This window comes from Mycolicibacterium aichiense, from assembly GCF_010726245.1.
GTDB lineage: Bacteria > Actinomycetota > Actinomycetes > Mycobacteriales > Mycobacteriaceae > Mycobacterium > Mycobacterium aichiense.
The window spans coordinates 4064393-4085086 of record NZ_AP022561.1; the positions used below are offsets into that span (position 1 = coordinate 4064393).

Sequence of the window (20694 nt, forward strand, 5' to 3'; positions counted from 1 at the left end):
ACTTAGCGCGTTGGTCTCCAGCGCGCTTGCCGCCGGGGCATTCACCGCAACACCGACCGCCCAGGCCAACTGCTTCTCGGCCTTCGGTTTGAACAACGGCAACGGCTGTACGAGCAACCTGACCACCCTGGCCATTGCGATCGGCCCCGGCGCCACCGCAAATGCCGGTAACGCCCTGTTCGGCGGTGCCATCGCGATCGGCAACGGCGCCACCGCGCTGACCAACATCGCCGCGTTCACCTTCGCCGGAGCTTTCGGGAACGGGTCATCCTCGGCCACGCTCGGCTCGTTGTTCGGAATCAACCTGCAATTCGGTCAGGGCGCCGCATCGACGCTCGGCGGCATGCTGAATTTCGTCCTCGGCGCCAGCGCACCGGGCGGAGCGCCAAATTCCTCTGGTGCCGTCGGCCTTGGCAACATCACCATCCAACTCGGGCCGGGTACAGCCTCGACCGTCGGCGGCTTCAATATCGCGCTCGGCCTGCCGAACGGCGGTGGGACACAAACGACAGGCGCAGCCGGCGTTGGCAACCTGTCTCTGAACTTCGGGGCGGGGACGGTGACGACCGTCGGCCTCCTCAACCTCGCCTTGAGCATTCTGCGCAACGGCGGCGGGCTGCAGTCGACCGCAGCCGGCGGTATCGGCGCATGGGCTCTCAATCTGCTCGGCGACGCGGGTAGCGTTTTCGCCCAGGGCCTCTTCACTACGGCCGCTAACCTTCTGGGCACGAATACCGTGGCGATACAGGGGTTGTTCAGCCTCGCCGCGAACCTCATCGGAACCGGCAACGTGGTTCAGCTCATGTCGCAGACCGGCTTTCCCGTGCTGTTCAGCTCAGTGGTGAACTCATGGGGCATCGGCAACGTACTCGACGCCGTCAACGGCCCCCTGTCCTTCATGCTGTCGTTCAACCAGGAAGCCGCGTCGCTCTTTCTCAAAGGGCCGGGAATCAACTTCAACAATTTCCACCTGCCGACATCGCTACCGGCGTTCTCGACGCCCACGTTCCACATGCCCACCTTCCACGCGCCGTCGGTCAATCTGCCCTCGCTGAACCTGCCGTCGTTCAACCCTCCGTCGCTGCACCTGCCGACGGTCCACCTACCGGCGGCCGGCAGTGCAAACGGTGGGTCTGGCGGATCAAGCGACGGATCCGACGTCGGCGTCGGCGGCAGCGGGCGGCAGTCCGAACCGCTGCGCGTCACGACCAGTAGCAGCGCGGCTTCCACACCGGCCGAGGCCAGCGAGACGACAACGACGACCGCCTCCCGCAGCGCGCCGGCCAACAAGACGGTCACCTCCGGTGGCGGACGTCATCGTGCCAGCGAGACGACGACTGCAGGCAACGACACCAAGACGACAACAACCGCGTCGGGCGGCCGCCATCGGAAGCCGGACTCAGCAAGCGACTCCAGTGATAGTGCGAAGTCAGGCTCGAATGGCAGCAGCTCCGGCGGTGGAAAGCATCGGAAGCAGTAACCGATCCACTTTTCGCGACGGTCCGCTATTCGGAATGAGACCGTTCTGAGCATCCGGCCACACCGCAGGCTCCCCAGCGTCGTCTGGCAAGACATAGTTAAGGGTGGCAAATACCAGTGCTGACGACTGCGACATTGCCAAGATAGGTGAATCCGGTGCCGCAGCGCGGTCGGCGGGACATCCAAACCCCGCTGGTCGTCTCGCTCATTCCGGCGCTCCAACAAACCGATGTGATAGTCACACTGACTGAGTCAAAACTGGCTTGAGCTGTTTAAACGCTCACCAACACGGGCGGCCACGAGGATGGGTCCGAGTCCCTCCCTCATCATCCGCCTCACCAGTCCGCGGAAGTCTGAGGCCCACTCTGTGGAAAGCCTGGGTGAATATCCATCGGAAAAGCTGTAAGCTCCAACCGCGTCACGTACGGTCTCAGCCAGCAAAGATGTCACAACCCATAGGGCTAATTGATGAATCGAGTTCGCGCCAGAGGCGGCATGGTGCTTGGGGCCCTGGTTTCCGGCGCGCTCACCCTCGGAACTCTCGGCGAAGCCCCCGCAGCGAACGCAAGCTGCATCTCCGCCTTCGGCATCGGTAACGGTGGGGGCTGCACAAGCAACCTGACCAGTTTCGCCATCGCCATCGGCACAAATGCAACCGCAAATGCGGGCAATGGATTCTTCAGCGGCGCGATTTCATTGGGCACCAACGCAGCCACTGCGACGACCTTCAGTTTCCTCAGCTTCGCGGTGGCCAATGGCGAGCAAGCGAGGGCATCCACTCTTCCCGGACTCCTGAACATCGCGTGGCAGCAGGGCCCGGGCAGCTCCGCAGCCATTGGCGCTCTCAACTTCGCCATCGGGATGATGATGAGCGGGACCGGGCCGCAGTCGACGGGCGTCGCCGGCCTCGGCAACATCGCCCTGCAAATCGGCCCTGGCACCATGACAAACATCGGCAGCCTCAATCTCACCCTTGCCAGCGCGGTGGGCGGAGACGGCACCAAAGCCACCAGTGCCGGCGGCTTCGGCAACCTCGCCCTCAACATCGGCGACGCGGGCACCGCATGGACACAAGGATTTTTCAGCTCAACCACGAATTTCCTGGGCGACAGCATCGTCAAAGCCCAAGGCATCCTTACCGCGGCCGGGAACGTCCTGGGCAATGGGAACACCGTGTCCTCCTGGGGCCCGTTCCCCAACACCACGCTGAGCCTGGCATTCAACTTCTTCGGCGACGACAACGTCGTGACAGCTGGTTGGGGTCCGTTCGCGATCGCCGGGGCGATCAGCCAAAACCTGAAGACGATCACGAGGTCGCTTCCGGGCATCGACATCAACGGCGTCATCGCCGGGGGTGCAGCAGCTGTCGGCAGCAGCAAGAAGGTTGCCACCCCTGCTGCATCAAGCAGCAGCACCGAGGACGCCACCGCGACGACGCCCACGACTGGGAGCAAGAAGGCCACCAGCTCGCGTGGCATCGGCCAGAAGCGGCCGGGCACCTCGTCGCCGTCCGGCGGCAACGGCAAGAAGGTCGCAAAATCGGCGCGATCCGGCAGCTCTGGCAAGGCTCAGGCAAACTGACCCGCTCGTTGCCAAAACACGCGCTGCACTGAAATTTCACCCTCGGCGGCTGGGTAAGGCATCCCTTCCGTCGAGGTCTTTAGTCATCATTACGAACGTCTGCCAGCGCATTTAGCGCGTTTTGGCAGCGAAGACACAGCAGATCCCAAGAATCCCGCACCTCGGCACCAAACGTTGCTACGATTCGCAACTTGTAGCAATAGCCACTTGGGAGCAAACCATGGCTGCGAGGCATCGTGCGGCGGGGCGAACGAAGGCCAAGGCGATTCGTCGCGCGCAGCAACGCCACAGCAAGCTCTCCCTCTGGCTCGGAACAGGCGCCGTCACAGTTGGGTTTTGTGCCACCTTCGCCGCTGCGAGCGGCATCGCCCATGCAGATTCCAGCCCCGACTCCGCCCCTCACGGGGGCGCCAGTTCCAAAGCGGGCAGCACCGGACGCACCACGCCAGCAAGCCATCGCCCAGCCAACGCCACCCATAGCGGCAGCGTCGCGGTACCCGCTGCCGCGGGCCCTCACAAGCCCGAGCACGTCCCTGCCAACTCGCCGCACCTGAGAGTTCACGCGCTGTCTCTTCCAGGGACGGCACTGCCGGCACCGAACAGCCTGCTCGCCGCGAAGACACCGCGGGCGAGTGACAACGTCGATCCGATCACCGTGCTCACCGGGCGGCCGTTGGTCGGCAACGGCGCCGACGGGACGGCGGATAGCCCGAACGGCAAGCCGGGCGGCTGGTTGTTCGGCAACGGTGGTGACGGATGGTCCGCGCCGTCCAATTCCGGAATCGCCGGCGGCAACGGGGGTTTGGCGGGTCTCGTCGGCAACGGGGGCAGAGGCGGAACGGGCGCTGCCGGGCAAGCCGGCGGAAATGGTGGATCAGCACTCTGGTTCGGAGCAGGGGGTCAGGGTGGCGCCGGCGGCGCGGCGACAGTCTCCGGCCAGGCCGGCGGCAACGGCGGCGCCGGCGGCCAGGGCGGGCTGATCGGCGGCGGTAGTAGCGGCAACGGCGGGGACGGCGGAGCCGGACTGGGGAGCGGCAACGGCGGCAACGGGGGCAACGGCGGCGCAGGCGGATACCTGAACGCAGGCGGCTCGGGTGGCGCTGGTGGCAACAGCGGCACCGGCACCGGCGGCAACGGCGGCACGGGTGGCGGTGCCATGCAGGCGGGCGGGGCCGGCGGCGCGGGTGGCAACGGCGGAACTGGCGGCAACGGCGGCGCGGGCGGAATCGCCAACAGCTACGGCTTCGGAAACGCCGTCGGCGGGGCCGGCGGCCAGGGCGGAATCGGCACCATCGGGGCTGGCGGCGCAGGCGGCGAAGGCGGGGCCGCGATCATGGGCCCCTATGACTTCACCCTCAACGGTGCAGTGCCCGCACCCTGGGGTACAGCCGTCGGCGCTGCCGGCGGAAACGGTGGCGCAGGTGCGACCGTCGGCGGGGCCGGCGGTACGGGCGGAATGGCCTACAACACCCTCGCCAGCGGACTTGCCACTGGCGGCAAGGGCGGCAGCGGCGGGGCCAGCGGCGGTGCGGGCCAGCCAGGCGGCACCGGCGGCGCGGGCGGCTCCGCCTACGGAGCCGCGGGCAGCGCAGGTGATGGCGGCGACGGCGGCGACGGCATTGACGGTGCGGTCGGGGTGGCCGGCACCGATTCCGCGACCGCACCCTCTGCCGGCGGTCAGGGCGGCGCGGGTGGCAGCGGCGGTGCGGGCGGCAATGGCGGTGCAGGTGGCGGCGGCATCGTAGGTGGCCGGGGCGGAAACGGCGGCGCAGGCGGCAAGGGTGGCACCGGCGGGCTCGGTGGCACCAACACCGGCACCAGCGGCGGCGCCGGCGGTGCAGGCGGCCAGGGCGGTACCGGTGGTGCCGGCGGCGCAGCGGGCGCGGGCGGCAGCAACGGTGGTGCAAGCGGCACCATGGGCCTCGGCGGTGCCGGCGGCCTCGGCGGCAACGGCGGTGGCGGCGCAACCGGCAGCGCAGGCATTACCGGTAGCTCGGCCACCGCGGGAAGTCAGGGCGGCCAGGGCGGCGCGGCCGGGCAAGGCGGTACCGGCGGCGCGGGTGGCGGCACCGGCGGCCAAGGCGGTGTCGGCGGCAAGGGCGGTGCGGGCGGCACCGGCGGGACGAACACCGGTACCAGCGGCGGCGCCGGCGGTGCAGGCGGGCAGGGCGGCACCGGAGGCAGCGCCGGCGCCGGCGGCCTAGGTGGCAGCGGCGGCGGTGCGACAGGTGCGATCGGCACGGGCGGAGCGGGTGGAACCGGCGGTGCAGGCGGCGGAGGCGGCGTCGGCGCCGCCGGCACGACGGGACCGTCGGCCACCGCGGGCAGCCAAGGCGGCCAGGGCGGCGCAGGCGGACAGGGCGGCACGGGCGGCGCTGGCATCGGCGGCGCGGGCGGCGGCGCAGGCGGGCAGGGCGGTGTCGCCGGCGTCGGCGGGACCGGCGGCCAAGGCGGCTCGAACACGGGTACAACTGGCGGCGGCGGCGGCGCCGGCGGGCAGGGCGGCCAAGGTGGAGACGCCGGCGCAGCCGGTCTCGGCGGCAGTGGCGGCGGCGTCATCGGCACCATCGGCAGTGCGGGGGCCGGCGGCCTCGGCGGAAAGGGCGGGGCCGGTGGCACGGGCACCACCGGCACGTCCGGCACCACGCCGACAGCTGGCGGTCAGGGCGGCCAGGGTGGCGCAGGCGGACAGGGCGGCACCGGCGGCGCAGGCATCGGCGGGGCCGGTGGTGGCACCGGAGGCCAAGGCGGTGTCGCGGGCGTCGGCGGCACCGGTGGGGACGGCGGCGCGAATACCGGCAACAACGGCGGCAGCGGCGGCGCAGGCGGACAGGGCGGCAGCGGCGGCACCGCTGGCGCGGCCGGCACCGCAGGCAGCAACGGCGGCACCATCGGCACCATCGGCAGTGCGGGGGCCGGCGGCCTCGGTGGCAATGGCGGCGCTGGTGGCACGGGCACCACCGGCACGTCCGGCGCGACTCCGACCGCGGGCGGACAAGGCGGCAGCGGAGGTGCCGCGGGTCAAGGCGGCACCGGCGGTGCCGGAATCGGTGGAGCGGGCGGCGCCGCGGGCGGCCAAGGCGGCATCGGCGGTAAGGGTGGCGTAGGCGGAATCGGCGGCACGAATACCACGGCAGGCGGCCAGGGTGGCGCGGGCGGCCAAGGCGGCACCGGCGGCAACGCCGGCGCGGCGGGCGTCGGCGGAACCGGTGGCGGCGCGGCAGGCACGATCGGCACCGGCGGCGTCGGAGGAACCGGGGGAACCGGCGGCGTGGGCGGAGTGGGCAGCACCGGAACCACCGGCGCGACGCCGACCGCGGGCGGACAAGGCGGCCAAGGCGGCGCAGCCGGCACCGGCGGCACCGGCGGCGCGGGCATCGGCGGGGTCGGCGGCGGCGCAGGCGGCCAAGGCGGTACCGGCGGCCAAGGCGGTGCCGGCGGAACCGGAGGCACCAACACCACCGCAGGCGGCCAGGGCGCAGCCGGCGGCCAAGGCGGCACCGGCGGCAACGCCGGCGCCGCTGGCATCGGCAGCAACGGCGGCTCCAACGGCACCATCGGCACCGGTGGCCAAGGCGGCACCGGCGGAACCGGCGGCGTCGGCGGAGTGGGCACCACCGGAACCACCGGCACCACACCCACCGCGGGCGGACAAGGCGGCCAAGGCGGCGCAGCAGGCACCGGCGGCCAAGGCGGCGCAGGCATCGGCGGGGTCGGCGGCGGCGCAGGCGGCCAAGGCGGTACCGGCGGCCAAGGCGGTGCCGGTGGAACCGGAGGCACCAACACCACCGCAGGCGGCCAGGGTGCAGCCGGCGGCCAAGGCGGCACCGGCGGCAACGCCGGCGCCGCGGGCACCGGCACTCACGGCGGCGCCAACGGCAGCACCGGCACCGGCGGCAAGGGTGGTACCGGCGGCCAAGGCGGCAGCGGCGGGACGGGAACATCGGGCAGCAATTCCGCGACGACTCCGACAGCCGGCGGCCAAGGCGGCGCGGGCGGCGCGGGCGGAACCGGCGGCACCGGCGGAGCGGGTATCGGCGGTACCGGTGGCGGCCAAGGCGGCCAGGGCGGTGTCGCCGGTAATGGCGGCACCGGTGGCCTAGGTGGCAGCAACATCGGTAGCACCGGAGGGGCCGGCGCCGCGGGCGGCCAAGGCGGCACCGGCGGCAATGCCGGTGCGGCGGGTGTCGGGGGAACCGGTGGCGGGGCGGCAGGCACGATCGGCACCGGCGGGACTGGCGGACTCGGCGGCAATGGTGGCGTCGGCGGGGCAGGCACCACGGGGACGACCGGCACCACACCGACCGCCGGCGGCCAGGGCGGCCAGGGCGGCGCAGCCGGTACCGGCGGCACCGGCGGCGCGGGCATCGGCGGGGTCGGCGGCGGCGCAGGCGGCCAAGGCGGTATCGGCGGCCAAGGCGGTGGGGGCGGAACCGGAGGCACCAACACCACCGCAGGCGGCCAGGGTGCAGCCGGCGGCCAAGGCGGCACCGGCGGCAACGCCGGCGCCGCGGGCACCGGCACCAACGGCGGCGCCAACGGCACCATCGGCACCGGTGGCGTCGGCGGCACCGGCGGAACCGGTGGCGTCGGCGGAGTGGGAACAGCCGGCTCCAACTCCACGACAGCTCCGACGGCGGGCAGCCAGGGCGGCCAGGGCGGTGCGGCTGGCACCGGCGGCACCGGCGGCGCCGGCATCGGCGGGGTCGGCGGCGGCGCGGGCGGACAGGGCGGCATCGGTGGCCAAGGCGGTGCGGGCGGCACCGGAGGCACCAACACCGGCACGACCGGCGGCAACGCAGCCGCGGGCGGCAAGGGCGGCACCGGAGGCAACGCCGGTGCCGCAGGCACCGGCACCAACGGCGGTGCCAACGGCAGCACCGGCACCGGTGGCCAGGGCGGCACGGGCGGCAATGGCGGCGTCGGCGGCACCGGCACAGCGGGCACGACCGGCACCACGCCCACCGCGGGCGGAACAGGAGGCACGGGCGGCACTGCCGGACAAGGCGGGACGGGCGGCAGCGGTATCGGCGGAGTCGGTGGCGGCGCCGGCGGTAACGGCGGTATCGGCGGCGCCGGCGGTAACGGCGGGACCGGCGGCACCAATACGACCGCAGGCGGCGTCGGTCAGACCGGCGGCAAGGGCGGCACGGGCGGAACCAGTGGCGCGGCCGGCGCAGGCGCCAACGGAGGGGCAAACGGCAGCATCGGTACCGGTGGTGTCGGCGGCACGGGCGGCAACGGCGGCAACGGGGCGACCGGCACCACCGGTTCCAACGGCGCCAATCCCTCCGCGGGCGGCACCGGTGGCACGGGTGGCACCGCCGGCCAGGGCGGCGCCGGCGGTAGCGGTATCGGCGGAATCGGCGGCGGCAAGGGCGGCGCGGGCGGAACCGGCGGCACCGGCGGAACCGGCGGCAAGGGTGGCAACACCACCATCGGCACCAATACGGCCGGCAAGGGCGGGACCGGTGGCACCGGCGGAGCAGGCGGAGCCGGCGGCGTCGGGACCGACGGCGGCTCCGGCGGCACCGGCGGCAACGCGAACACCGCGGGCACCGGCGGCGGTGGCGGAACCGGGCGGGGCTCCGGTAGCGGCGGCGCCGGCGGAACGGGCGGAACCGCAGGCGTCGGAGGCAAGGGCGGCAACGCCGGCGGCGGCAACGGCAGCGGCGGCGGCGGCGGGATCGGTGGCAATGCCGGCACCGGCGGCACCGGCGGCAACGGGGGCACCACCGGGGCCGGTGGTGTCGGCGGCAACGGCGTGGTCGGTGGAACCGGCGGCACCGGCGGGACCGGTAGTGGTAGCGGCACCGGCGGCACCGGCGGCACCGGCGGCACCGGGGGCGGTGGCGGCACCGGCGGTGCGGGTCGGGCGGGAGCAGGTGCCGGCAAGAGCGGCGTCGGTGGCGGAGCAGGCAACCCGGGCAGTGGTCCCACCGGCGTCAACGGCGGGGCCGGCGGGACGGGTGGCACCGCCGGGACTGGTGGGGCTGGCGGCACCTGACGCCGCACGACGCAGCCGTCAACCGGGCGATCGAAAGTTTGCCGTCGCGAGGATCGCGCGTTGTTACCATGTGACCGCTACCGCATCAGCGAGCATGGGAGCAAACCATGGCTGCACGACACCGCGCGACAAACCCGGCGAGATCTCGCCGTCGGCGCACCGTCGGCCGGCCGGCCCCCCAGCCGCTTCACAGCAAAGTATCAATCTGGTTGGGCACTGGCGCCCTCGCCCTCGGCGTTTGCGCTGCGCTGAACGGCGCGACGGGTGTGGCCCACGCCGATTCACCCAGCGATGATTCCCCGTCGTCAGCACACAGCAGCACCGGCGCGAAAGTCGGCGGTACAGGACGAACGACAGCGCCCAAACGCACCGGCACCGTCAAACCGGGAGCCAGCAACCGCACCATCCCTGCAAAGTCGACATCAGCCGCTCGCCGCATAACGCCGGCGGCGACGCCCGCAGCGGCTGCCGACTCGAGCTCCACCGCCGAGGCCGCTACGACCGAGCCGGCCGCATCCGTCGTGCAATCCGGCACCGCGACGTCGGCCAGGACCGCGGCGACTCTGACGGCGTCCGCGGCGGACTCGCCCACCGCCCCACCGAATCTCACGCTCACCGACATCATCGGCGCGATCGTCGCGTATGCCCAGACGGGAGGCGGCGGCCCGACGGTATCGATCAGCTTCCCCGAGATCGTTACCGCCCTCGTCACCAACGAATGGCAGGGCCGTCCGATCATCGGCAACGGAGCGGATGGCACCGCGACGAACCCGGACGGGCAGGGCGGCGGCTGGTTACTGGGTAGCGGCGGCAAGGGTTACACCTGGACCGGCGCGACCTGCACCAACAGTGCCGGCTGCACGGGCGGCAATGGCGGAGCCGGCGGCCTGATCGGTAACGGCGGCAACGGCGGCGACGGCGCGAACGGCGGAACCGGCGGCGCAGGCGGGTCCGCCCTGTTGTTCGGCGTCGGCGGTAACGGCGGCGCAGGCGGAGCCAACACCGCCGGAGTCGGCGGCGACGGCGGCGCGGGCGGGAGCGGCGGTCTGATCGGCGGCGCCGGCGGCAACGGCGGCACAGGCGGGGACGGCCAAACGGGTGGCAACGGCGGCGCAGGCGGCGCTGTCGTCAGCTTCGGATTCGGTTACTTCACCGGCGTTTACCACCCCGGGAGCGTGTACGGCGGGAACGGCGGCGCAGGCGGAACCGGCACCAGCGGAGCAGGCGGCAACGGCGGCGCAGGCGGCACGGCTGACCTCTCGAGCGATCCGTTGTGGGACTACCTCTTGTCGGTCGCGACGCTGATTCCCGGCGTCGTCTCCCCCGGCAATGCGGTCGGTGGGCAGGGCGGTGCCGGCGGGACCGGCACGACCACCGGTGGCGCCGGCGGCCAGGGCGGGATCGCGTACAACTACAGCCTCGGGAACTCCATCGGCGGCAAGGGCGGCAACGGCGGCGGCGGGACAACAGCCGGCGGGGCAGGTGGCACCGGTGGCATCGCCGTCGCGGCCAATGGGACGGCGACCGGCGGAGCAGACGGCAGCCCTGGATTGCCGTAAGGCGTTAGGCGTCCACCCGGGTGAACTGGTTGCGCTGGTAGAGGTCCTTCGACAGCTGTCGCCGGACCTTGCCGCTTGTGGTGACCGGGATGGAACCGGGGCCCACCAGCACGAGATCCGCGACTGCGATGCCGTGCGTATTCGAAATCGCCACCGTCACATCGCGTTTGATGGCCTCGAGCTTCTCCGCGACCTCTGCCTCGGTGTCGCCACGCTTCCTGATCTCCATCACCACGACCAGCTTTTCGACGGAGTCGTCGGGAACAGCGACCGCGACACAGCGGCCGCCGGTGACCTCGGTGACCGTCGCCTCGATGTCGTCGGGGGCATGGTTGCGGCCGTAGATGATCAGGATGTCCTTGATGCGGCCCACGACGAACAACTCGCCCTCGGAGATGAAGCCCACGTCGCCGGTCCGGAGCCACGGTCCGACGGGCGTGCCCTCCGATGGCGAGACGATCGTCGCGCCGAACGTGCGCGCCGTCTCCTCGGGCTTCTCCCAGTAGCCGGCGCTGACGTTGTCGCCGTGGCACCAGATCTCGCCGGTCTTGCCTTCGGGAACCTCCGAATGGGTCTCCGGGTCGACTATCCGCAAGATCGGTGAGCGAGCACTGATGGGGCCGTCGTAGCTGATCAACGGCGTCCCCTCGGCACCGCTGACCCGCTTGGCCTCGCCGGCGGTCAGCGCGTCGGAGTCGAAGTGGACGACCTTGATCGGGTCTTCGGGCTTGGGTGTCGACATGTAGAGCGTCGCCTCGGCCATGCCGTAGGACGGCTGGATCACGTTCTCGTTCAGGTTGAACCGAGCGAACCGGTCGGTAAACCGCTTGATCGTCGCCGGCTGGACGCGTTCGGCGCCGCTTTGGATGGTGTGCACACCGCCGAGGTCGAGTCCGGCCATGTCTTCGTCGGACGTCTTGCGCGTCGCCAGATCGAACGCGAAGTTCGGTGCCGCAGTGAACGGGCACGGATTGGTGGCCAGCAACTGCATCCAGCGCGCGGGCCGCACCAGGAACGACGCCGGGCTGGTCAGCACCGCGCTGGTCCCCAGCACGATCGGCGAGCACACTCCCAGGATCAATCCGAGGTCGTGGAAGAACGGCAGCCACGAGACGAACGTCAAGTCCGGCGGAGTGATGCCGGCATGCCGCGAGTAGTCGGTGGTGATCTGCTGCAGGTTCGTCAGGAGATTCGTGTACGAGATCATCACGCCGGCCGGCGAACGCGTCGAGCCCGACGTGTACTGCAAATAGGCGGTGTCGTGGGGACTGCCGTCCTCGTACATTCCGCCACCGGACTGCGGCGGGGCGTCCAGGTCGAGCCGATCGACTTCGATGATCGCGGGCGCCGGCTGCCCCGATTCCGGCGTCACGCTGCGAGCGACTTCGGCTACCACCGCGGAAGTGGTGAGAACAGCAACAGGCGAGGCGTCGCGGAGTACCGATTCGACCCGCTCGTCGGTGACACCCCCCATCGGGACCGACAGCGGGACGGGAATCACTCCGGCGTGTAGCGCACCGAGGAAAGCGACGATGTACTCCAGCCCCTGCGGCGCGATGATCATCGCTCGGTCGCCGGCCGCGGCGGTCAGCCGGAGCTCACGGGCCATATTGGTGACCCGGCGATACAACTGCGGCCACGTCAGGCTGATCGGGACGCCGGCCCAGTCCTGGTCATAGTCGATAAAGGTGTACGCCGTGTCGTCCGGCTGCATACTTGCTCGCTCGCGCAGCAGAGCCGGAAGAGAAGCCTCGATCGCCTGTGTCACGCGAAGCAAGCTATCAAAGGCCGTTGTCCCGATACCTTTGAACCGGGATTTGAGTGACGCTTGCGTCAAGTACCCCGTACCGTCGCTAAGCGGGCGCCGAAGGCACCTGCGCAACGGCTCGACTCGTCGGTCTGCCGCTGCGGATAGTTGCGAATCAAGCAAACTTGACCCGCAACGCTGCGTCTGCGTCAATAATTGCCTTGCCCGGGTTCGGGGGAACCGGCGGTGAGTCAGCAACGGACCGGTCCGCAGTTTTCGTTGCTGTGGAGAGACGGGATGGTTTCATTCGGTGCGATCGATGACCGGACAGGTTGTTCAGACCCGGCGGATCCCTCGGCCGCTGTGAACGCCACATCGCCCACGCCGATCGCCGTCATCGGCATGGCCTGCCGACTCCCCGGTGGTATCGAGTCCCCTGAGCAGCTGTGGGAGGCGTTGCTGCGGGGCGACGACCTGGTCACCGAAGTCCCTCGCGATCGCTGGGACAACGACGAGTACTACGACCCCGAAGCCGGTGTGCCAGGTCGAACGGCATCGAAGTGGGGCGCATTCCTCGACGATGTCGCCGGCTTCGATTCGGAATTCTTCGGCATCAACGAAGATGAGGCCGCGGCGATCGATCCGCAGCACCGCTTGCTGTTGGAGACCGCCTGGGAGGCCATGGAGCACGCCGGGCTCACACCGGACAAGCTCAAGGACTCGCTGACCGGTGTCTTCACCGGATTGACCCATGCCGACTACCAAACGGTATCGGCCGATTCCGACGCCATGGAGGGGCCGTACGGATTCGCCGGAAACACCTTCAGCATGGCGGCCGGCCGCATCGCCTACACGCTCGGACTCCGCGGTCCCGCACTGGCCGTCGACACCGCGTGTTCGTCCGGCCTGCTCGCAGTGCATATGGGATGCCGCAGCCTGAGCGAGGGTGAAAGCGACCTGGTGTTCGCCGGGGGCGCGTACGTGATGCTGGACCCGCGCAAATATCTGGCTGGGACGGCAGCGGGTCACCTATCCCCGACCGGACGCTGCCGCGCCTTCGACGTCGCAGCCGATGGCTATGTCGCCGGCGAAGCCTGTGCGATGGTGCTGCTCAAGCGATTGCCGGATGCGCTGCGCGACGGCGACCGGATCCTCGCCGTCATCCGCGGTACGGCCGCCAACCACGACGGCCACACCGTGAACATCTCCACCCCCTCCGCCGCTGCCCAGGCCGCGGTGTACCGGACCGCGCTGGCTGCTGCCGACGTCGACGCAGACAGCATCGGCATGATCGAGGCGCACGGACCCGGCACACCGGTCGGTGATCCGATCGAGTTCGCCAGCTTGAGCGCGGTGTACGGCACCTCCGAGCCCTGCGCACTGGGCTCGGTGAAGACCAACGCCGGTCATTCGCAATCGGCGTCCGGTGCCGTCGGTCTGATCAAAGCGATTCTGGCTGTGCAGCACGGTGCGGTTCCGCGCAATCTGCACTTCACCCGCCTGCCCGACGACCTGGCCCGCATCCCGACGAAACTCTTCGTGCCGCAGGAGACGACGCAGTGGCCCACCAGCGGCCTACATCCGCGGCGTGCGGCTGTGTCGTCGTACGGGGTGTCCGGCACCAACGTGCATGCCATCGTCGAACAAGCTCCTCTCCCCCAGAGCCGGCCGAACGTCGGGGAGGACGACAGCGTCACACCCGTCGCGCTTCTCTTCCCGGTGTCGTCGACCTCCGCAGAGCAGCTCCGCCGCACCGCGGGCCGCCTCGGCCAGTGGGTGCAAACCCATGACGACGTCGCCTTGCCCGATCTGGCGTACACGTTGGCCCGCCGTCGCGCGCACCGCCCGGTGCGGACCGCGGTGACAGCCCGCACCCGACCGGAATTGACCAGAGCGCTGCGTGGGGTGGCCGATGGCGATGCGCCCTATCCGGCCGAACTGGGACACGGCGAGCGCGGACCGGTATGGGTGTTTTCCGGACAGGGATCGCAGTGGGCCCGCATGGGCACCGAATTGCTGGCCACCGAACCGGTTTTCGCCGCGACGATTGCGCAGATCGAGCCGCTGGTCGCCGAGGAGTCCGGGTTCTCGGTAACCGCCGCGATGACGGCAGCGGACGTGGTGAGCGGTGACGCCCACCTCCAGCCGACCGTGTTCGCCGTGCAGGTCGCGCTGGCGGCGACCATGGCTGCCTACGGTGCGCGTCCAGGCGCGGTCATCGGATATTCGATGGGTGAGGTCGCCGCCGCGGTGGTCTGCGGGGCGCTGTCTCTCGAGGACGGTGTGCGGGTGGTCTGCCGTCGCGCGCTGCTGATGGCGGGAATCGCGGGGGCCGGGATCATGGCATCGGTGGAACTGCCTGCCAAGCAGGTACTTTCGGAGCTGACCCTAGGCGGCATCAAGGATGTCGTGGTCGGCGTCGTCGCCGCCCCCGAGTCCACGGTGGTCAGCGGTGCGGCAGCGACCGTGCGCGAGTTGATGGCGACCTGGGAAGAACGCGACGTGATGGTGCGTCAGGCGCTGATCGACGTGGCAGCGCACTCTCCCCTCGTCGATCCGATTCTCGATGAACTCACACAGGTCCTGGCCGAGATCACGCCGCGGACGCCAGAGATTCCCTTCTACTCCGCGACGGGCTTCGACCCGCGCGAGGAGCCGGTGTGTAACAACAAGTACTGGGTGAAGAACCTTCGCAACACGGTCCGGTTCGCCGCTGCGGTGCGGGCCGCCTTGGAAGACGGCTACCGGGTGTTCGCAGAGATGTCGCCACATCCGATGCTCACCCACGCGATCGAGCGCGCCGCCGGCACGTTGGACACTCCGGTTGCCACCTTTGCTGCCATGCGGCGTGAGCAGGCCCAGCCGAACGGCTTGCGCGATCTGCTGGCCGGACTCCACAGTGCCGGTGCGGCAATTGATTTCGCCGTGCCGTATCCGACCGGTCAACTGGTGGACGCTCCACTGCCGACCTGGACGCGGCGCCGGCTCTGGTTGGAGCACGGCGACAAGGACACCCCTGCGCACGGCGGTCACTCGATAGCGGTACACCCGCTGCTCGGCCCGCACGTACGACTGCAGGAGGAACCCGAGCGCCATGTGTGGCAGGCCGAGGTCGGCACCGAGGCCCAACCCTGGCTGGCCGACCACTCGATCCGCGACGTGCCTCTGTTGCCCGGGGCGGCGTACTGCGAAATGGCCCTGAGCGCCGCGCATACCGTGCTGGGCGATGCCGCCGAGGTCCACGACATCCGTTTCGAGCAGGCCCTGTTGCTCGATCAGCAGACCACCGTCGGCGCCTCGGCGACGGTGTCCTCCCCCGGCGTGGTCGAGTTCATCGTCGAGTCCGAGGAAGGCGGCGCGCAGGTACGTCGGGCCAGCGCAACCCTGAAGACGGCCGGCGGCGAGCACCCCACCGCCTATGACATCGACGCACTACTCGCCCTGCATCCGCATCGGACGGACGGGACCGAGGTGCGCGCGGGCATGGATCAGCGTGGTGTTCAGTACGGCCCGGCCTTCAGCGGTCTCAGCGCCGTGCACACCGGCGCGGAGGCAACAGACACCGTCGTGGCCGAGGTCGTGCTGCCCAGCAAGATCCGCTCACAACAGAGTGCGTACGGCGTGCACCCAGCGCTTCTCGATGCCTGCTTCCAGGCGGTCGCGGCCAGCCCGCAGATCCAAGCCACCGGCGACGGTGCACTGGGGCTGGCCCTCGGCGTGCGGCGGCTGCGGCTGTACTCCGCCACCCGCACCGCCCGCTACTGCCACGTCCGTATCACTCGCGTCGACTCGTCCGAGATCGAGGCCGACCTCGATGTGCTCGACGAGGACGGCGCAGTATTGCTCCGCGTGCACGGACTACGATGCGGCACAGGCGAATCTGAGGAAGCTCAACAAGATCGGTTGCTCAGCGAGCGGTTGCTGACCATCGAGTGGCACCCGCGGCAGCTACCTGAACCACCTCACGTCGACGCAGGAACCTGGCTGCTGGTCAGTACCACCGCAACGCCGACCGCGCTCACGGCCTCGTTGGCCGACGCACTGAAACGCGAAGGCGCGCAGTGCACCACCATGTGCTGGCCGGGATCCGCCGATCACCCGGTCCACGCCGGACAGCTGGCCGACAACCTGCGCTCTGGACAGGTCACGGGGATGGTGATCCTCAATGGACCAGGTGAAACAGGGCTCGGTGGGGCCGATTTCGCGTCGCGGGGTGGCGAATACGTCGGGCATCTGGTTCGTATCACCCGCGAACTGTTGCAGACTCCGACGCAGTTGCCGCACCTGTTCGTGGTGACCCACGCTGCGCAGACCGTGCTGGCCGAGGACACACCCAATCTGGAGCAGGGCGGCCTGCGTGGCTTGGTGCGGGTTATCGGTGCCGAGCATCCGCATCTGCGTACCACCCACATCGATGTCGACGACGCCGCCGATGCCGAACATCTCGTTCGGCATCTGTTCAGCGGGTCCGACGAAGATGAGACCGCCTGGCGAGGCGGCCAGTGGTATACCGCGCGGATGATGCCCAGCCCGCTTGCCCCCGATGACCGGCATATCACCCTGGCGGACAACGAGTTCGACGGCGTTCGCCTGCAGATCCGCACGCCCGGGGATCTGGAAACACTGGAGCTGGTCGCCTATGAACGCGTCACGCCCGGACCGGGGCAGATCGAGGTCGCTGTTGGCGTGTCCAGCATCAACTTCGCCGACGTCCTTGTCGCCATGGGGCTGTTCCCCGCGATCGAGGGCGCGTTGCCGGAACTGGGCATGGATTTCGCCGGCGTGGTCACCGCGGTTGGGCCTGACGTCATCGACCATCGTGTCGGCGACCGGGTCAGCGGGTTCTCCGCGAACGGCTGTTGGGGGACGTTCGTAACCTGCGATGCCAGGCTGGCCGCGACGCTTCCGCCGGGACTGACCGATCACCAGGCCGTCGCGGTGGCCACCGCGACGGCCACCGCCTGGTACGGACTGCACGATCAAGCCCGCATCACCGCCGCTGACCGCGTGCTGATCCACTCCGCGACCGGCGGCGTGGGCCAGGCCGCCATCGGTGTCGCGCGGGCCGCGGGCGCCGAGATCTTCGCCACCGCGGGCAGCGAAGAACGGCGACAGATGCTGCGCGACATGGGAATCGAGCATGTCTACGATTCCCGCAGCACCGCCTTCGCCGAGCAGATCCGCCGGGACACCGACGGCTACGGTGTGGACGTCGTCCTCAACTCGCTGACCGGCGCCGCGCAGCGGGCCGGATTGGAATTGCTCGCCGTCGGCGGCCGCTTCGTCGAAATCGGCAAGCGCGACGTCTACGGCAACACCCGGCTGGGACTGTTCCCGTTCCGCCGGAATCTCACGTTCTACTACGTCGACCTCGCCCTGATGTCACTCAGCCATCCCCAGCGGGTGGGTGAGTTGCTGCGGACGGTGAATCAGCTTGTCGCAGAGGGCGATCTGCCACCTGCGCAGTACGCCGAGTACCCGCTGGCCGAAGCCGCCACCGCTATCCGCGTGATGGGCGCGGCGCAGCACACCGGTAAGCTCCTGCTCGACATCCCTCAGACGGGAACGAGCAGAGCCATCGTGCCGGCCGAGCAGGTGACGCCGTTCCGCAACGACGGCGCCTACCTGGTCACCGGCGGTCTGGGCGGGCTGGGCCTGTTCCTCGCGGAGAAGATGGCCATCGCCGGCTGTGGGCGCATCGTGCTGACCTCCCGCTCGCAGCCGACGTTGAAGTCGCTCGAGACGATCGAGCTGATCCGGGCGATGGGCGCCGACGTGGTGGTGCACTGTGGTGACATCGCCGATCCCGCCACCGCGCAGAAAATGGTAGAAGCCGCGACCGCCACCGGTCTGCCGGTCCGTGGTGTGTTGCACGCCGCGGCGGTGATCGATGACGCCACCCTGGCCAACATAACCGACGATCTCATCGAACGCGACTGGGCGCCAAAGGCCTACGGTGCGTGGAACCTGCATGCCGCGACCGCCGATCAGCCGCTCGACTGGTTCTGCTCCTTCTCCTCAGCCGCCGCACTGGTCGGTTCGCCCGGCCAAGGCGCTTACGCCGCCGCCAACAGTTGGCTCGACGCGTTCACTCGGTGGCGGCGGTCTCAGGGACTGCCGGCAACCGCCATCGCCTGGGGCGCCTGGAGTCGGATCGGCCGCGGCACGAAGCTCGCCGACACCGCCGGTGCCATCGCTCCCGACGAAGGGGCGTACGCACTCGATGTGCTGCTACGCCACGACCGTGCCTACACCGGGTACGCGCCGACGGTCGACAACACCTGGCTGACCGCCTTCGCCCAGCGCACCCCGTTCGCGGAGGCTTTCAAGATCACCGGCCACGGCTCCACCGGCACAAGCCGATTGCGAGCCGAGCTCAGTGAGTTGCCGCGCGACCAGTGGCCCGCCCGGCTGCGGCATCTGATCTCCGATCAGGTGAGCCTGATCCTGCGGCGCAGCATCGATCCGGACCGGCCGCTGTCCGAATACGGGGTGGACTCCCTGGGCGCTCTGGAGTTGCGCACCCGCATCGAAACCGAGACAGGAGTGCGCTTGACGCCGAGCGACCTCGCCGTCGGCACCATTCGCGGACTGGCGGAGCTGCTGTGCGAGAGGCTGGCGCCGTCCAACAGTGACGCGTCGGCGTAGCGGTAGGCGTTACAGGACAGGATTCTTGGGAGGATAGTGAACGCCGTTCTCAGAGTGGCCGCACTCGGCCTCGGTCAGCTCGTCGCGATCGGACTGTTGCTGTTCGTGTCCGCAGGCACCCTCGACTACTGGCAGGCGTGGGTGTTCTTGGCGGTTTTCGCAGTGACCGCCTGGGTGCCCAGCATCTACCTGCAGATAACGAACCCTGTTGTCCTACAACGTAGGATGAAGAGCGGCCCGGTCGCCGAGGGCCGAACCGTGCAGAAGATGGTGATGCTCGGCCTCTACGGCTCGCTGGTGGCGATCTGCGTGGTCGGTGGTCTGGACCATCGCTTCGGCTGGTCTGCGGTGCCGGCCGCGCTGTGCGTCATCGGTAGCGCACTGGCCGGCGCGGGGTTGGTCGTCACGGTGCTGGTCGCCATCCAGAACACGTACGCGTCCACAACCGTCCAGGTGGAGGCAGGCCAGCACGTGGTCAGCACCGGCCTCTACGGACTGGTGCGACACCCGATGTACACCGGCAACGTCCTGATTCTCGTCGGCCTGCCGTTGGCTGTCGGCTCCTTCTGGGCGCTGGCCTTCGTCATGCCGGGAATTGCCGCACTCGCCACCCGCATCCACGACGAGGAGAAGTTGCTCGGTGACGAGTTGGACGGATATCGCGAGTACACCCAGAAGGTCCGGTCCCGACTGATTCCCTACATGTGGTGAACAGATGACCGATCTCATCGTGCGAAAGCTGCGATTCGCCTTCGCCGAACGTCCCGTCCCGTTCAACTGGAATCCGTCCGATCCGGCGTTCTCCTGCGCGGGCAACATGCTGTCGTTCATGTTCCTGGCCATCGAGAAGATGATCAGCGCGACGGTCCACGAGGTGTTGCCGGATATCACCGATCCCGCGGTCGCGGAGGAGGCTCTGGCGTTCGTCCGCCAGGAGGGCCAGCACAGCATGGCCCATCGCCAACATGCCAAAGGTCTGATCAAGGCGTATCCGGCGCTGCAAGAGGCTCTCGACGACGTGATGGCGGTGTACGACGACCTGACCGTCACCACCCCGGTGAAGTATCGGTTGGCCTATATCGCCGATCTGGAGGCGACGTTCACGCCGACCTTCACGATGATGCTCAACCACGCCGACACCTTGTTCGCACCCGGAGACGACCGAGTGGCCTCACTATTCCTGTGGCACTTCGTCGAAGAGATTGAACACCGCAGCTCGGCGCTGATCATCTACGACGCAGTCGTCGGAGAACCTTGGTACCGCATGCGGGTGGCACCGTCGGTGTTCCAGCACGGCGGGGCGGCAATGGTGTCGATCACCAGGAACTTCAACAAACTCATCCCGCTCGACGTGCGCAAGGTCGACGCGACCTCGATGTTCGGCAGTCCGGGGCTGAAAACAACTCTTGCAGTGCGCTTCCCGCTATTGCAGAAGTTCTGCACACTCGATGTCCCCGACTACGGACCGATCCAGAAGTTCTACCCGCACATCCCGCTGCGGGAGCAAGCGGTCGCCGCGCTGGGCGTCATGCGCAGCCAGATTCCGGGCCACAAGCCCGCCAAGTCGAAGATGCCTGCTCTCGCGAAGGAATGGCTGACCCGCTACGACGCCGGCTACGACGTGACGCAGTGGTACACGAGCGCCGGCTACGACGAGGCGTCACAGAAATAGC

At 69.7% G+C, this 20694-nt stretch carries 8 protein-coding genes; 7 read left to right on the forward strand and 1 reads right to left on the reverse strand.

Features of this window, described 5'->3' with window-relative positions:
• Nucleotides 1–289: 289 nt before the first annotated feature.
• The 4 genes from G6N32_RS19660 (at nt 290) to G6N32_RS29140 (ending at nt 10626) form a co-directional block, all read left to right on the forward strand.
• Nucleotides 290–1480 carry a hypothetical protein gene (locus tag G6N32_RS19660; protein ID WP_147292055.1) on the forward strand — a complete coding sequence of 397 codons (1191 nt, stop codon included), beginning with the start codon at nt 290–292 and terminating at the stop codon, nt 1478–1480.
• Nucleotides 1481–1947: 467 nt separating this feature from the next.
• Complete coding sequence (locus G6N32_RS19665) at nt 1948–3060, forward strand: hypothetical protein (protein ID WP_147292056.1); 1113 nt, start codon at nt 1948–1950, stop codon at nt 3058–3060.
• 655 nt (nt 3061–3715) lie between these two features.
• On the forward strand, nt 3716–9067 hold the full coding sequence (locus G6N32_RS29135; RefSeq protein ID WP_163789343.1) for a PGRS repeat-containing protein: 5352 nt from the start codon (nt 3716–3718) through the stop codon (nt 9065–9067).
• A 209-nt stretch (nt 9068–9276) separates the two neighbouring features.
• Nucleotides 9277–10626, forward strand: a complete 1350-nt coding sequence (locus G6N32_RS29140; protein WP_163789345.1) for a PGRS repeat-containing protein — start codon at nt 9277–9279, stop codon at nt 10624–10626.
• Nucleotides 10627–10630: 4 nt separating this feature from the next.
• On the opposite strand, the gene G6N32_RS19680 is transcribed toward G6N32_RS29140, so the two are convergent.
• On the reverse strand, nt 10631–12394 hold the full coding sequence (locus G6N32_RS19680; RefSeq protein WP_115321471.1) for an AMP-binding protein: 1764 nt from the start codon (nt 12392–12394) through the stop codon (nt 10631–10633).
• Between the two features lie 276 nt (nt 12395–12670).
• Between G6N32_RS19680 and pks2 the strand changes: the two genes are divergently transcribed.
• From pks2 to G6N32_RS19695, 3 genes are read left to right on the forward strand one after another with little or no spacing between them, the layout of a single operon-like run.
• Nucleotides 12671–19021, forward strand: coding sequence for a sulfolipid-1 biosynthesis phthioceranic/hydroxyphthioceranic acid synthase (gene pks2 / locus G6N32_RS19685; RefSeq protein ID WP_115321472.1), 6351 nt, complete (start codon nt 12671–12673; stop codon nt 19019–19021).
• Between the two features lie 36 nt (nt 19022–19057).
• Nucleotides 19058–19732 carry a methyltransferase family protein gene (locus G6N32_RS19690; RefSeq protein WP_115321473.1) on the forward strand — a complete coding sequence of 225 codons (675 nt, stop codon included), beginning with the start codon at nt 19058–19060 and terminating at the stop codon, nt 19730–19732.
• Between the two features lie 4 nt (nt 19733–19736).
• Nucleotides 19737–20693: a metal-dependent hydrolase gene (locus G6N32_RS19695; protein ID WP_115321474.1), complete on the forward strand. Its 957-nt coding sequence runs from the start codon at nt 19737–19739 to the stop codon at nt 20691–20693.
• The last annotated feature ends 1 nt before the right edge of the window (nt 20694 follow it).